12 protein-coding genes are annotated in these 15,894 nt (G+C 38.6%); 10 read left to right on the plus strand and 2 right to left on the minus strand.

Annotated elements, in window-relative coordinates; all coding sequences use genetic code 11:
* Window positions 1-137 precede the first annotated feature (137 nt).
* On the plus strand, window positions 138-1,421 hold the full coding sequence (locus HX021_RS00335) for a Gfo/Idh/MocA family protein (RefSeq protein ID WP_286587400.1): 1,284 nt from the start codon (window positions 138-140) through the stop codon (window positions 1,419-1,421).
* A gap of 93 nt (window positions 1,422-1,514) precedes the next feature.
* Here the strand turns inward: HX021_RS00335 and HX021_RS00340 are convergent, their stop codons facing one another.
* Entirely contained in the window at window positions 1,515-2,351 is an 837-nt protein-coding gene (locus HX021_RS00340; protein WP_286587401.1) for a cold-shock protein, read from the minus strand.
* Between the two features lie 563 nt (window positions 2,352-2,914).
* Between HX021_RS00340 and HX021_RS00345 the strand changes: the two genes are divergently transcribed.
* The 9 genes from HX021_RS00345 to HX021_RS00385 all read left to right on the plus strand — a co-directional run bounded on the left by HX021_RS00345 (window position 2,915) and on the right by HX021_RS00385 (window position 15,048).
* Window positions 2,915-6,181 carry a SusC/RagA family TonB-linked outer membrane protein gene (locus HX021_RS00345; protein WP_286587403.1) on the plus strand — a complete coding sequence of 1,089 codons (3,267 nt, stop codon included), beginning with the start codon at window positions 2,915-2,917 and terminating at the stop codon, window positions 6,179-6,181.
* Between the two features lie 4 nt (window positions 6,182-6,185).
* Window positions 6,186-7,931 carry a RagB/SusD family nutrient uptake outer membrane protein gene (locus tag HX021_RS00350; RefSeq protein ID WP_286587405.1) on the plus strand — a complete coding sequence of 582 codons (1,746 nt, stop codon included), beginning with the start codon at window positions 6,186-6,188 and terminating at the stop codon, window positions 7,929-7,931.
* 75 nt (window positions 7,932-8,006) lie between these two features.
* Complete coding sequence (locus HX021_RS00355; protein WP_286587407.1) at window positions 8,007-9,185, plus strand: purple acid phosphatase family protein; 1,179 nt, start codon at window positions 8,007-8,009, stop codon at window positions 9,183-9,185.
* Window positions 9,186-9,452: 267 nt separating this feature from the next.
* Complete coding sequence (locus HX021_RS00360) at window positions 9,453-10,169, plus strand: response regulator transcription factor (RefSeq protein WP_286587409.1); 717 nt, start codon at window positions 9,453-9,455, stop codon at window positions 10,167-10,169.
* A 10-nt stretch (window positions 10,170-10,179) separates the two neighbouring features.
* Complete coding sequence (locus HX021_RS00365) at window positions 10,180-11,538, plus strand: HAMP domain-containing sensor histidine kinase (protein WP_286587411.1); 1,359 nt, start codon at window positions 10,180-10,182, stop codon at window positions 11,536-11,538.
* Window positions 11,539-11,667: 129 nt separating this feature from the next.
* The gene (locus HX021_RS00370; protein WP_286587412.1) at window positions 11,668-12,186 is read left to right on the plus strand and encodes a hypothetical protein; all 519 of its coding nucleotides are present in this window, start codon (window positions 11,668-11,670) and stop codon (window positions 12,184-12,186) included.
* The gene (locus tag HX021_RS00375) at window positions 12,173-12,673 is read left to right on the plus strand and encodes a hypothetical protein (RefSeq protein WP_286587413.1); all 501 of its coding nucleotides are present in this window, start codon (window positions 12,173-12,175) and stop codon (window positions 12,671-12,673) included. Before HX021_RS00370 ends, HX021_RS00375 begins: the two co-directional genes overlap by 14 nt.
* Window positions 12,657-13,412 (plus strand): YoaK family protein, encoded by a 756-nt coding sequence (locus tag HX021_RS00380; protein WP_286587415.1) that lies wholly within the window; start codon window positions 12,657-12,659, stop codon window positions 13,410-13,412. Before HX021_RS00375 ends, HX021_RS00380 begins: the two co-directional genes overlap by 17 nt.
* Before the next feature lie 130 nt (window positions 13,413-13,542).
* Window positions 13,543-15,048, plus strand: coding sequence for a glycoside hydrolase family 76 protein (locus HX021_RS00385; RefSeq protein ID WP_286587416.1), 1,506 nt, complete (start codon window positions 13,543-13,545; stop codon window positions 15,046-15,048).
* A gap of 65 nt (window positions 15,049-15,113) precedes the next feature.
* On the opposite strand, the gene HX021_RS00390 is transcribed toward HX021_RS00385, so the two are convergent.
* Window positions 15,114-15,890 (minus strand): response regulator transcription factor, encoded by a 777-nt coding sequence (locus HX021_RS00390; RefSeq protein ID WP_286587418.1) that lies wholly within the window; start codon window positions 15,888-15,890, stop codon window positions 15,114-15,116.
* Window positions 15,891-15,894 lie beyond the last annotated feature (4 nt).

Below are 15,894 nucleotides of genomic sequence, written 5' to 3' on the forward strand. Positions count from 1 at the left end.
GTCTTTTTGTAAACTGCTATATGCTTAATAGTGAATGAAATGTTATCTTAGTTGTTTTACTAGGGCTGAATAGAAGACGATCGTCTTTCTAGCTGGTGGGGGAATCCAATATCAATAATATAAACCAAACGAAGGAAATGAAAAGAAAAGAATTTATCAAAAATACTGGACTACTTGCGGCGTCTGCTTTTTTGACCCGCACAAAAGTTTTGGCTTTTCAAAATGACATCATCCGCGTAGGATTGATCGGGGTAAATGGGATGGGATGGTCCGATCTCAATGCTATCCTGAAGGTGCCTGGTGTTCAATGTACAGCACTCTGTGATGTGGATGAAGGAATATTGAACAACCGTGCCAAAGAATTAAGAGAAAGGAATATTGATGTCAAAACCTATGTTGATTACCAAGAGCTGGTCACTGCAAATGATGTAGATGTTGTGATCGTGGCGACACCCGATCATTGGCATTGTTTGCAAATGGTGGCTGCAGTTGCTGCAGGTAAAGATGTTTATGTAGAGAAGCCTATTGGTAACTCTATTAAGGAATGTGAAATTATGGTTGCTGCAGCTAAAAAATATAATCGCATAGTACAGGTCGGTCAATGGCAGCGTAGTCAGCAGCATTTCAGTGATGCAATGGCATTTGTACATGGAGGAAAATTGGGCAAGGTGCGTCTTGTCAAGGCTTGGGCTTATCAAGGTTGGATGAAAAGCATTCCTGTATTGCCTGATACGAGTGTGCCAAAAGGAGTGCATTATGATAAATGGTTGGGACCGGCTCCGAAACGAGCCTTTAATCCGAATCGTTTTCATTTCAATTTTAGGTGGTACTGGGACTACGCTGGTGGGTTAATGACTGATTGGGGAGTTCATATGCTAGATTATGCACTCTTAGGGATGAATGCTTCGGACCCAATATCCATTATGGCAGCAGGAGGAAAGTTTGCTTATCCAGATGATGCGGCTGAAACACCAGATAGCCTCACAACTGTATACGAATTTGAGGGATTCAATATTCAATGGGAACAGGCTACAGGTATAGATTTGGGGCCTTACCAAAAAACACATGGTGTTGCTTTTATTGGTAATAATGGTACTTTAGTCCTCAATAGGGAGGGTTGGGAAGTGATTCCAGAAAAAGGACGTATGGAGGCTGTGGCTTTTCAATCTGCTGTGGATAATGGATTGGACAAACATATGATCAATTTTGTTGAAGCGGTTAGAAAGAAATCTGCTGCCGGATTACATGCGCCTATTGAGGCAGGAGCACATATTGCCATGTTTTCACAAATGGGAAATATAGCTTTTCGAACCAAAAAGAAGCTATTTTGGGACAAGAAAAAACATGTTTTTAACGATGGAGATGCCGACCATTACTTAGCCAAAGTATACCACAATGGATACCATTTGCCTAAAATTTAACATCATCTAGATCAAGGTAGTAGATAATATAATCTTGTTGATGATAGTGTTGTTGATCAGGAGGGCATTGGACGAATCTCTGTCCTCATGATCTTATTGCATCATCAAGTTTATTTTTTCGATGGAGGCTTTATTCTCCAAGAAATCCATATACGGTATCAAAGGTTCAATATCTTGTTTGTCCATTGTGTCCAGATCGTCAAATAATGCTTCTACGAAATCGCGACAGAATGATTTACCAAAGCTATAATCACTAATTCTTGTTAGGTCGTGATAAGTAAGTTCTGTTGCATTGAGATTAAGTACTTCTTCTGGGATTTCATAATCACCGTCTCCAGGGTAGCCAATATACCTGAACTTTTCTTCTTTCCATACACGGAATAAGATCTGATGCGAAATATGTTTGCCAAAATATTCAAAAATCTGAGAAATGAGATCAGAAGCGATTTCTTTTTCAAAAATACCACCAATACTTTTGTCCAGCAATTCAGCATAGGAGATAAAAAGAGAGCAATCGAAATGTACATTAAAATGAGAGGTTAGCATGGCGACTACGTTTTCTTTGGGTTGTATTCGCAGTAATTGTCTGGCGGCTAATGAGGTTAAATTATGTTTTTGTTCACGTCCGTGACTGTCGGGGATCCATACGATATGCTCTTTGTCCAAGAGAGAAATCACAAATTTCCAATCTTCAGGTCTTTTGAGGAGTTTGCAATTTTGGGCTAAAAAACCATTCCGTTTAGGGTCTGGTTTTTTGTCTCCAATAATTACCTCTCCGGGTTGAATGATGTGTTCCGGAGGTATTTTAAACCTGCGTATGTGGACAAAAAGTTCTTCTCCGGAAGGTAACGCAAGAGTACCAAATCCTTTGTTATTGTCGAACCATTTGACTGCGCCGATAAACATGGCTGGGGCTAAGTTTTGTTTCAATGTTATAAAGGTAACGAATAAATATATTTATTATGCATTGAAAATTAAATATTTGTGATTAATTGGAAGCATAAGGTTATTTTTTTCGTGATTCTACTTAATATTTGAGGATAAGAAGTCATCTTCTGAATGTCAAAGATGAAATATTAGTCTCTGCTTTTAAAAAATGTGTTCTTGAAATGTGGATAGATAAGAAGGAAAACAATCATCTTATTAGCTTCGGTTGGTCTTTGAAATGTTTTGAAATGATTTGTTTTTGGTTGTATTTTTAGTTGTTTTGTTTTAAAAATGTTACATTTAGTTTCGTTATCGGGTAGGTAATTTTAAGTTTTTGGATTGGTGTTTAATTGATTGTATATCAGTTTTTTAGTTTGTTTTTGCGTGTTTTTGTTTTTTATGTTCCTGTAATGAGCTGAAAAATATCGCTCTTTTCGTGTTAAAATTGTGTTATCTTAATATTCACTTAAACCAATTTTGGCTTCATTGTTTAGTAATGCTTTGTTAATAATTTACAAATATTAAATAACCTTTCTTTGTAACCGAAGAAAAACAAAACCAAATTCATGAAAACGAAACATGTATTACTTCCTGTAATGATCGGGATCTCGCTCAACACATGGGCAAAGAGTAAACCTGTCTTTCTGACATCTATTCCTGATGTCGAAATGTCTACCACACTTCAAATGCCCATTAAAGGGGTTGTGAAAAACGCAGCTGGCGAGCCTATAGCCGGCGCATCAATTACGAACTCATCTACCGGCAAATCGACTCAAACAGATGCTAATGGTGCCTTTGTTATTGATGGGAAGATCGGACAGCTATTGAAAGTATCCATAGTCGGATTTGAAACTCAGCAGATAAACATTGCATCAACGACGTTGACGATTGACATGGTATCAACTGACCAATCACTGGATGAGGTGATTGTGGTCGGTTATGGTAAACAGAAAAAGGTTAATTTGACGGGAGCTGTAACCCAAATTGACTCTAAGGTGCTGGAGAATAGACCCGTCGCCAATGCCACGCAGGCTTTACAAGGTGCTATTCCGAATTTAAACATCACGTTTACCAATGGCAGACCAGGAGGTGAGGGGAATGTCAATATCCGCGGGTTTGCCTCGATCAATTCGGCAAATGCACAACCGCTGATCCTAATTGATGGCGTACCGGGCAGTATTAATACCATCAATCCGCGGGATATTGAGTCAATTTCTGTACTGAAAGATGCTTCTGCAGCTGCTATTTATGGCGCTCGCGGTGCTTTTGGTGTGATGCTCGTAACCACCAAAAAAGGGAAGGCCGGTAAAATGAATATTAACTATAGTAATAATTTTGGCTGGGCCGGTCTTACAGTGAATACTGATTTCATAACCAGTGGATACGATGCTGCCAAGTTAAATGATGAAGCATTTATCAGGGCAACGGGGAATAGTTATACAGGTTATACTGAAGAGGATTATGCTGAATTGCTGAAACGAAAAACCGACCCATCTTTACCTTCTGTCGTGATTCAGAATAGAAATGGTAAAGATCAGTATGTATACTATGGCAATACCGATTGGTGGAATGAAACATACCGAAAAACTCAGGCTTCTATGGAGCACTCATTGAACTTTTCGGGAGGAAGTGAAAAGATAGACTACTATATCTCCGGCCGCCTGTATGAGAAAGGAGGGCTGATGAAGATTAATCAGGATAAATTTGACGCATATAATGTTAGATCGAGGATAAATGCACAAGTCACCCCTTGGCTAAAAGTGAGCGCAAATACGCAACTCAATTATCAAAATTATACCTACCCGGGTTGGGCAACAAACCCGGATAACAATAATAATTTTATCTCTACTACCGTGCATGCCTTACCTTCTTACGTTCCGATGAACCCCGATGGTACGGCAACCTATAGGACTGAATTAAATAATTATAATATCGGTGATGGTATCTTTGCGGATTTATTGCATGGAAAATCAAAAGGCGGTGAAGATAAATATGAATTTATCAATATGTTTGAAGCTGTTTTTCAGCTGACAAAAAACTTGACGGTTACTGGAAATTATACTTTTACACATAATCCAGTGCATAATTGGAATCGGAGGACTGTTGCTCCTTGGTCTGTGTTTCCTGGAGTCATCAATTATCTAGGAAATGATACATACACAGAGACTATTATCAACAAGCCTAAACATTCGCTGAATCTTTTTGCTAATTATAATAAACAATTGGGAGATCATCAGATCGGAGCAACATTAGGTTTTAATCAGGAGACCACTGGATATAAACGTATTGGGGGGACGCATAATAACTTGCTGTTAGAAGATCTAAATGATTTTGCATTGGGAACTGGACAGATGCAGTTGTTGGGGGATGCAAATACATGGGCATTACGTGGATATTTTGGAAGATTGAATTATAACTATAAAGGTAAATATCTATTGGAAGTTAATGGTCGGTACGATGGAACTTCCAAATTTCCTTCCAGTCAGCGTTATGGATTCTTTCCCTCTTTTTCAGGAGGATGGCGTCTTTCTGAGGAGACATTTATGGAAAGTTTGAAACCTGTCTTGAACGAAGCCAAGATTCGGGTTTCTTATGGCGCTCTTGGTAATGCACAAGAAGCAGCTACCTATGGTTACATTCAATTGTTGAATGCTGGATTGTCTAATTATATTACTAATGGAACAAAAACACAGTATTTGAGTTCGCCTACTCCAATTTCACCCGATCTGACCTGGGAGAGAACCAATACACTGAATTTCGGAACTGATCTCGAGTTTTTTAAGAGCAAATTGAGTGTTTCTGCGGATTACTTTATCCGAAACACCTTGGATATGTTGATCCCGGGCAAAACCTTACCAGCAGTATATGGCTCTGCATCACCAAAGACCAATGCTGGAGACTTGCAAAATAAAGGCTGGGAGCTTTCTGTTGCCTGGCGTGATCAATTTGATTTAGATGGCAAACCCTTTGGTTACAATATTGGTCTTGGTTTATCTGATTCCAAGGCGAAAATCACACGTTTTGATAATAAGGAAATGTTGCTAAGTAACTACTATGTCGGCCAGACACTTGGTGAAATCTGGGGATATAAGACTGATGGTTTTTTCCAGTCACAGACGGAGATCGACAATTGGAAGGTTAATCAGGACTATGTGGATAAACAACGTTTAGCGGCGCCAGGAGATTGGTCAAAATTACATCCTGGTGATCTGAAGTTTGTTGATATTGGAGGGAAGGATGGAAACCCGGACGGGGTTGTTGATGCCGGGGATAATACCCTGATGAATCCGGGTGATCAAATGATTATTGGTAATAGTAGGGCACGCTACAACTTTGGGTTTAATCTTGGTGCAAGTTGGCAGGGATTTGATGTGTCGGCGTTTTTCCAGGGAATTGGCCGGCAACATTGGTGGCCAGGTGCCAATGCGGATAAATTTTGGGGACCTTATTCAAGACCTTATTATTCTTTTGTTCCTAAAGATTTTGCGGACGATATATGGACGCCTGAAAATACGGATGCATACTATCCCTTGTTACGTGGATATATTGCACTGAACGATAGGGGCTCTTTGAATGTGAAATCAGACCGCTATTTGCAGGATCTGGCCTATATACGACTGAAGAACCTGACGGTTGGATATACTGTGCCTCAAAATTGGCTGAAGCGCGTCAAATTGAGTAACGCTCGTATTTATGTCTCCGGAGAAAATATTTGGACAGCGACCAAGCTGCGTTCCAAATACATCGATCCAGAGCAATCTGCACAAGAAGCAAATGGCAGATCATATCCTGTCTCTAAAACATTTTCATTTGGTCTAGATTTAACTTTTTAATATCATGAAAAAAACATTCTTTATATATTATATATTGTTGAGCTGTGGGTTGACAGCTTGTAACAAGGATTATTTACAACGGTTGCCTGAATCAGCTGTTAGACCTGAAGATTCATTTAAATCTGAAAAAGATCTTGCATTATTTACCAAATCATTCTACGATGCTGCATTACCTTCAGCAGAAGGTGTCTACAATGAATCTGTTGATAATATTGTTAAAACGACATTAAGTGATGAATTGACAGGGAAACGACAAGTGCCTATTAGTGGGGGGGGCTGGACCTGGTCGAATCTACGTAATATTAACTACTTTTTGGAAAATTGTACGAATACTGTTTCTGAAGAAGTAGCAGCCCCATATATAGCCGAAGCTCGATTTTTTCGCGCCTATTTTTACTTTGATAAACTGAAACGTTTCGGGGATGTGCCTTGGTACGATAAAGTGATTGATCAAAGCGATGAGGAACAACTCAAGCAACCTCGTGATCCCCGGACGCTGATTGTAAACAATATTCTTGCCGATCTGGACTACGCAATAGAGCATCTCTCAGATACAAAAAGTGACGAAAAGGTAACGAAATGGACAGCTTTGGCATTGAAATCCAGAATTGCTCTTTTTGAAGGAACCTTTAGGAAGTACCATACTGAATTTAATCTTGCAGGTGCTAACGAGTTATTGGAGAAAGCCGCTGATGCGGCGAACCAGCTCATGGAAGGAGGGCAATATAAGATCTATAATGCTGCAGGCAAAGATTCATATGGCGCCTTGTTCTATAGTGTGAACAGTTTGCCCGAGGAAGTTATTTTGGCAAGAAAATTTTCTGATGCACTGCAGATATGGCATAATGTCAATTATTATACCATCACAGCATCGTATGGCAAACCGGGACTCGATAAAAATTTGGTGGATTCTTACTTGATGAAAGATGGAAGCAGATTTACGGATAAGCCAAATTATACAACATTGACATTTAAAGAAGAGATACAAAACCGTGACCCTCGTTTGAGCCAGACCATTCGTACACCCGGATATCAACGCATTGGAGGTGCAGCACCAGTTGCTCCGAATTTTGGTAACTCGGTGACAGGTTATCAATTGATTAAGTTTGTGGGTGATATGAAATATGATAACTATAATCGTTCTGAAAATGATATGCCGATATTCCGATATGCAGAAGTATTATTAAACTATGCAGAAGCCAAAGCTGAATTAGGTACCTTGAACCAGGCCGATTTGGATAAATCCATTAAGCTGATCCGTGATCGGGTAGGGATGCCGAATCTAAATTTGCAGCAAGCTAATTCAAAACCGGATGCATTTTTGGAGAAAGATTATAAAAACGTACAGGGAGATATGAAAGGCGTGATCCTTGAAATACGGAGAGAACGCCGCATCGAATTGGTCATGGAATCTTTCCGTTGGGATGATATTCTACGTTGGAAAAGTGGTCAATTGGTGACTCGGCAATTTAAAGGAATGTATTTTCCAAGTATTGGCAAATTCGATTTGGATAATGATGGTAAGGATGACGTCTGGATTTATGAGGGAGACAAACCTACAGCTTCTGGCATTCAATTACTGAAGCTTGGCTCAGAAATTGTGCTGGAAAACGGAACCGAAGGAAACGTCATCGTTAATTCGCATATCAAGAAGGCGTTTGATGAAAACAAAGATTATTTATATCCAATACCTGTCCAAGAACTGCAATTAAATACGAATTTAAAGCAGAATCCTGGTTGGGGAAATTAATACATATTATCTGTTGTGGTCGCCTTTGCATAAGATGCTGATGCGGCCACAACATGCTAAGCTAATTTAAACCTTATGTACAAATATCTCCGATATGTCGCTTTAGCGCTATTGCATTTGTTAATTTTTGATGGTAATGCGCAGCAAAGCGAAAAAATAAGCCTGACCCATTTGCCCTATATTCAGGGGCTTACCGAGCAATCAGTTTCTATTCTATGGACAACCAATCTCCCGGCAACGGGATGGGTCGAATTGGCTCCCGATGATTCAAGTCATTTCTATCATACCGAACGGCCAAAATATTTTGCTGCAGCCTATGGGTTCAAAAAAGTGGGAACCATTCATCAAGTGGATTTAACAGGACTAAAACCTGGAACAAAATATCGCTATCGTGTGTATAGTCAGGAAGTGACCAAACATGTCGGCGTGAATGTTGAATATGGTAAGGTGGTAGCAACGGGGGTGTACCGACAAGAACCGTTGTCTTTTGTTACGCTTGGACCAAGCCAGGCAACTCGGTTTTCTGTGGTCAATGATATTCATGGCCGTAGCGATGTGTTAAATAAATTATTGGACCTTTCCGATCTTCCGAGCCAGGATTTTATTGTTTTTAATGGTGATATGGTTGATAACCTTTTAAGTGAACAGCAGATGTTCGATGGTTTTATGGATACGGCAATAAAACGATTTGCTAGCAATAAACCCATGTTTTATTCACGGGGAAATCATGAAACAAGAGGCCCATTTGCCATTGCGTACCCACACTATTTTCCAACCCCTACCGGAAAACTTTATTATCAATTTCAACATGGTGAGACAGCTTTTATCGTATTGGACTGTGGAGAAGATAAGCCTGACTCTGATATGGAATACAGTGGCATTGTTGAAATGGACAATTATAGAACTCAACAAGCCAAATGGCTGGAAGCTGCGGTTGAGGAGTCTAGCTATAAAAATGCCAAGTATAAAGTGATTATCTGTCATATGCCTCCTTTTGGTGGATGGCATGGAGAGCAGGAAATCCTCGATAAGTTTGTACCCATACTGAACAGGTCTGGGGCACAGATCATGCTCAGCGGACATTTGCATAAACATATCATCAAGCAGAAGACAGGTGCAGTGAATTTTCCCATTATTGTAAATTCTAATAATAACCTACTCAAAGTGAACTTAACCAGTGAACAAGGGTCATTTAAGGTGATTGATCAGCAAGGAAAAATAGTTGATGAAGTAAAGATAAAACCGTTGCATTAAAAAGCAGCTGACATTATTCTATTGGTTAAAAAAGCCTATCGATTTTTATCATTTAAGATTGATAGGCTTTTAAATTGGCTGAAAATCAGATAGCTTTTATAAAGAGATAGCCGCAAAAAAATGGGGCGGCTGTTTGGTCTTCACCTGTTGGTGGACAGGGAAATAATTAGGGTTAGATCATAGCCTTCAAATTTGTGTCTATAGGATCAAAACCTTACTTTTATGCTGTGGATAGTAGGCTAATTGGGTCGTTACATAAAGATGAATATGGAGTTGCAAAAAATTATTCTAATAGAGGATGAGCAAGATGTTGCTGATTTAATCATGCAGGGACTAGGAGAAGATGGTTATAAAGTTATTCATCTTGGTAGAGCCGAAGGGTTGGAGCAACTCCTTGCGAATCAGGATGTCGCCCTGGTGCTCTTGGATATCCTGCTACCGGGGACAAATGGATTGGATATCTGTAAACAGATTCGGCAATGGGGATATATTGACTTGCCAATCATGATGCTTACCGCACTTGGAACACCTGAAAATGTCGTGTTAGGGCTTGATAATGGTGCTGACGATTACCTGTCTAAACCATTTAAATTAATCGAACTTAAAGCCCGTATACGCTCACTGATTCGTCGGCAACAGTTCATCATCCAGTCCAATCAACGTGAAAAGCAAATTTCAAAAGATGTGTTCAGCTATGGGTTTTTAACCATTGACGATTATAAAAAGGTTGCATTTTGTGAAGGGCAGGACCTTAACTTAACCAGTACAGAATATCGCTTGCTTTTATTGTTTATACAAAACCCTAAAAAAGTGTTCGAGCGAAGTGAACTGTTGGATAAAATATGGGGAATAAATTTTGATATTGGTTCAAATGTCGTTGATGTTTATGTGAACTATCTTAGGAAAAAAATGGAAAAGATAACCAATAAAAAAGTAATCCATACTGTTATCGGAATGGGATATGTCCTTAAAATCGAAGATTGAATATTTTAAAATGCACAATTATAACAGAAAGCTTATTTATCTGATCGCGATTTTAATCGTATATGTCAGTTGTTTTGTTGGTTTTATTTTTTACTCCATTACGAATTTTGCCTTTACAGATTTTTACAAACGCTTAGATCTGCGAAGAAATATCGCTGCTGAAAAATTTCTCAATAACCAGTTGGCCAATCAGACAGATCAATGGAGTTTGGACTTTATAGAGAATCTGAACAATCAACATGAGTTTTTGGTAGAGTTTGACCAGCATGGTAATATTTTGAGAAGTCAAGGACTTCATGCTGAATTATGGGATAGAATCAATAAAACGGGGACTTCAAATTTTAAAGCTGGAAATCAATTTTATTCGACAAAGTACTTTACCAAGGATAACAAGCATTATATTGTCGGTGCCTCGGCCGAGAACTACTTCTATACACATCATTTGAGGTATCTTCGCAACCTATTGATTATTAGCTTTATTCTTGGGGTCCTCTTCATTTTAGTAGTTTCAGTTTTTATGAAACGTTCTTTTCTAAAACCCATTCTTACCATGATGAAGGAAGTGCAGGAGATCGGCTCTGAAAATTTGGACAAACGTTTGGATGAGGATAAATATAAAGGGGATCTTCAGGATCTGGCACTCACTTTCAACGGAATGCTGACGCGTTTGGAAACTTCGTTTGAAACACAGAAAAATTTTATCAGTAATGCCTCTCATGAGCTGAATACACCTTTAACATCGATTATTGGACAAGCTGATCTGGCGCTCTCAAAGGAGAGGACCAAAGAGGAGTATCAACGGACTCTGTTGAAAATCATCGAATCGGCAGAACATCTGGAGAAAAAAACTCGGGCACTCCTTCTTTTAGCACGTACTGGCTTTGTCAATAATTCGACCATGCTCAATCCAGTTCGTATTGATCAGATTATCATGGATGCTGAGCTGACCGTGAAAGCTATTAATGACAAATTTAAGATTGTTACTGATTTTAGTTTGCTTCCTGATGATAGCATGCGGCTTAAAATAAATGGAAATGCAATTCTGCTTCAGCTTGCCTTGTCCAATATTATCAGCAATGCCTGTAAATACTCTTCAGACCGAACTGCTTATATTGCATTGGGAGCATTGGACAATAAGGTATTTATCCTCATAAAGGATAAAGGAATAGGAATTCCTTCAAAAGAATTAGGGCATATTTATGACCCCTATTTTAGGGCATCCAATACGAGTGGAATAGACGGTTATGGAATTGGTTTGCCTTTGGCTCGGAATATTATAAAACTTCATGGTGGGATCCTAAAGGTTAATTCTATAGTTGGAGAAGGGACAACTGTGGAAATAGAATTACCGACCTATCTTCGATTTTAATCTTATTTTAATTTTGATCTCATTTTTAATCTCTTTTTAATAATCACATGAGCATTCTAATGGAAAGCTAATGTTAGATTCATGCCATTGCCATTCCTACCCATTAATTTTGTGTAAAAATAGGTAGGTATGGCAAAAGTAACACGAATACTGATTCCAAGTGATTTTACGATTGATTCATTGTTTTTTGTAATCCATAGCATTGAGCAGTCGAGCGCTGAGCAATTGGACATAATTTTGATCTATGGAAATAAGAGTAGTACCTCAATCAGTGAATTATTGGGCATTACATTGGAAGATCAACTCAATGATCTTCAATCTGATGATTTTTTGAAAGCATGTCAAATGATCTGTCATCGTTATGAAAATCGAAAACTGAATATCTACACGGATATTATCGGCACAGATAATCCTACTTATTTACAACATTATCTTATTGGAGCCAAGATTGATGAGGTCAAGGTTCCAAGTGATTATCAATTTGAAAAACGGTCCCGGCATTTCTTTGATGTAGGACGAGCATTTTTGCGTCTGAATGAAGGTAAACCAGATGGTATTGCAATCGTAGAAAAATCAGGGACAAACAAAACTGGAGGCAATGTCTTGGCAGATTTATTTTTTAAAAAGAAATGGGATGTTAACTATTAAACGGAAGATACTAGCAAGATTCAACTTTGTTCTTTTGTCCTTTTTACTTTTTGGCGCGACTGCGATGGTAATGTTTTATGAAAACCCTGAGCGGCTTTTGGAAGGAGAGTGGGAAGAACAGGGGTGGTACTTTGAAAAGGTAGAGAAGTCTCCTACATTCAAAAGACAAACGATTATTCATGAACAAATTAAGGATGAAGCAATAGCCCATTTACCACCTTTACAGGATGGAATGTGGCATTTTGAGCGAACGAGGGATAAAAACTTTGTAGCCCATCATCAGAGTCAACAATACAATTGGTTTTTAAAAGGAAGAGGACATATTCTTGAACTTCGGAAAGATAACGAGCTTGTCGAAAGCTTTATAATACAGAAACTGAGCAAGGATCAATTGATCTTGCATCTTAATCTGGACATGCAAACAAGAGGAATAGCACGTATTGTATTGAAAAAAGGAGGAAAGGAGAAATATGCTGAGAAAATATAGTAATCATCGAACAATTCAGGATAATATTAAACTTGGAGGAATAACTGCATTTTCTGCCGGGATGGTCAATGTTGCATCTGTCATTGTTTTCTTTTCTTTTACCTCTAACGTGACCGGGTATTATGCTGTTTTTGCACAGGAAATGGCGAAAGGCAATTGGTATCAGGGCGCTGTGGTTTTATTTTGGATACTGTTATTTCTGATTGGAAGCATGCTCTCCAATCTAATCATTATCCATGGTAAAGGACGGCTTAGTTCTTATTTGACACATTCAATTCCCTTGATATTGGAAATAATAAGTATACTATTTGTCGGTATTTATCTGGATTTTTTCTATGAAGATTCTTTAAAGGAGACAGAGGTATTGGTGGGAGCATTGCTGTTTGCTATGGGCTTGCAAAATGGCCTGACCGCAAGTATTTCCAATTCTGTCGTGAAGACCACACACTTGACCGGGCTGACTACAGATCTGGCGATTTTGATATCAATGTTTACGAAAGAGTCCAATAGGACCAATCGGCTTCTAGTGGACAAATTTCATTTGTTGTTGAGTATCGTTATCGCTTATGTGCTAGGAGGGTTATTAAGCGGTATTTCCTTTGCCATTTTATCTAATAAGACATTTTATGTGGTTTGTGCAGTGCTACTGATTATTGGTTTATACGATCATTATAAGTTGTACCTCGTAAAGAAACAATTTGTTAAACGGCATCGTCAGTCTGTATCATTGACATCCTAGCTTAGCTATAAAAATCGCATTTATAAATGCGATTTTTTTTTCTTTAAAAAATATGTATCTTGAAGCTCCTCGGGATACATTGCCAAAATGTGTAGAGGCATCATGTAATAATCAATTTAAAACCACCGCCATGATCAAATTCTGTCAATTACCACGTTTTCTAATATTGTCTGTCCTTGTAGTCTTGCTACAGCTTCAATGTATTAACTGGGTCTCCTTGAAGGCGACAGAAAAATCTTTTGCAGTATGTAGCCAAGATCGGGGTGACGAAAACCTCTTCCGCGCCATACAATTGATTGATCGATCTATGGCGACCTATTTTGCTGATGAGGAGCTGAAAATGTACAGATTTTATAATCCTTTTTCTCAGACGAGATCAGAAGAAACAGCCAGTGTTTGGATGTATTCGTCTGCGATCGAGGCGGTAAATGCTGTATTAAATGGACTTCAAGCACAGCAGAAAAGGGGTGATACGAGACTTTATAATGCTTATTATGGGCGTTATGTAGAATTAATAGCCAAACTTTACACGAATGCAGCTTATTATTTGGGTACTTTTACATTAACTTCTTTTACCCAGCATAAAGAATGGACAGTATATGCGGTAGACCGTTCAAAAGAAAAGGGTAAAGCCAATGTTGAGGGAATATTCAATGTTTATGATGATCAGATGTGGCTGGTAAAGGAATTGTTGGAGACTTATCACTTGACGGGTAAAGAGAATTACCTGAAAGAAGCGGAGTATCTAACGGCATATATTTTAGATGGTTGGGATTGTACATTAGATGAGCAGGGTAAAGAGCATGGTGGAATCCCTTGGGGACCAGGATATGTCACTAAACATGCCTGTAGCAATGCTCCCATCATCAGTCCTCTTGTCACGCTGCATGAGATTTATAAAAACAAAAGCGATCAAATTACCAAACATTATATTAGCACAAAGGATAAGCTGACCCGTCTTTCAAAAATAGAACTGAAAAGTGATTTCTATCTTCACTATGCCCAGCGTATCTACGAATGGCAAAAAGATAATTTACTGAATGATAATGGGGTATATGCGGATATGATGGGGGATTGTTCACCAGCGTGTTCAATTGCTTATGAAATGGTTCAAGGAAAACAGTATCGGAAAAATACCGTACTGAACAAAGCTGTAGGAACAGCTTTTTCTTACAATTGTGGTACCATGCTATCTGCAGCCGCGGATTTGTACCGTGTTACAAAATCAGAAAAATATCTTGTTGAAGGAAAAACCTTAGCTGATGCCAGCTTCAATTATTTTGGTAAATTAGGGCAGCAGATTCCGGGCTACTATAGTTATGCCAATGATGGTTTTAACAACTGGTTTAACGGTGTACTGTTGAAAGGTTTTTCTTCAATATATCCACTATATGGTAAAGCGACATTATTTATGGACTCTTTTCAGAAAAATCTGGATTATGGATATGCCAATTTTTTGGTAGATGGCTTGTTGCCAGCAGACTTATTGGCAGGTTGGCCTGCTGATAAAAATAAATGCAATCTGGAGGCGATGTTTATGTTTGCCTATGCAACACAGTATGCTGTATTAGCCCAGACAGATATGACCAGGCCAAAAATCGCTGCATCTTCTAACCGATCTATCTCGGGTCAGTAAATTTAGTCTGAAATGCGGTTGTATATTATGCCGTTGATTGCTAATGTGCTTTCGAAACTGATTTACTATCGGTGCGCTGCTGTTTGACTGTCCTGAAATTCAGTAGGACTGAGACCAAACTGTTTCTGAAAATTTCTTGAAAAATGTGTGGCAGAGCTGTATCCCAATAAATTGGAAATTTCGTAGACCTTATGTTGTCGTAAACTGAGCAGCTCTGCTGCTTTGCGAAGTCGAGTAAGATTTATTAATTCATTAGGGGATAAACTCGAGACAATGTTTATTTTTCGATATAGTGTGGGACGGCTCATACAGAGGATATCGGCCATTCTATCCACGTTGAACTGCGGATCATCCAGGTGCTGCATAATAATTTCCTCGATTTTGAGCAAGAAATCCTGATCACTTTGGTTTTGTCCGATATGTTGTATTTGCGACATCGGATTCTTAATAAAAAATTCTTTTATCTTGATTCTGTTTTTTAATAAACTCGCAATCTGAGCTCTTAAAAACGCAGGCGAAAAAGGCTTTTCTATATAAGCGTCTGCACCAAATTCCAATCCCTGGATCTTAGATTCGATGCTATTTTTTGCGGTTAATAAGATCACTGGGATATGGGCAAAGGTAATATCTTCTTTAATTTTCTGACAAAGTTCATAGCCATCCATTTCGGGCATCATAACGTCACTGACGATCAAGTCAAAATATTCAGATGTAAGGAGCTCCAGAGCCTCTTTTCCGTTTGAGCTTGTTGTTATTTGATATTCCTCATTGAGATCATCTGCAATAAATTCAAGCAGTTCAGTATGGTCATCTACGAGTAATAAATTGGCTTTTGCATTCATAATC

The sequence above is a fragment of the Sphingobacterium sp. N143 genome (assembly GCF_030325625.1).
GTDB lineage: Bacteria > Bacteroidota > Bacteroidia > Sphingobacteriales > Sphingobacteriaceae > Sphingobacterium.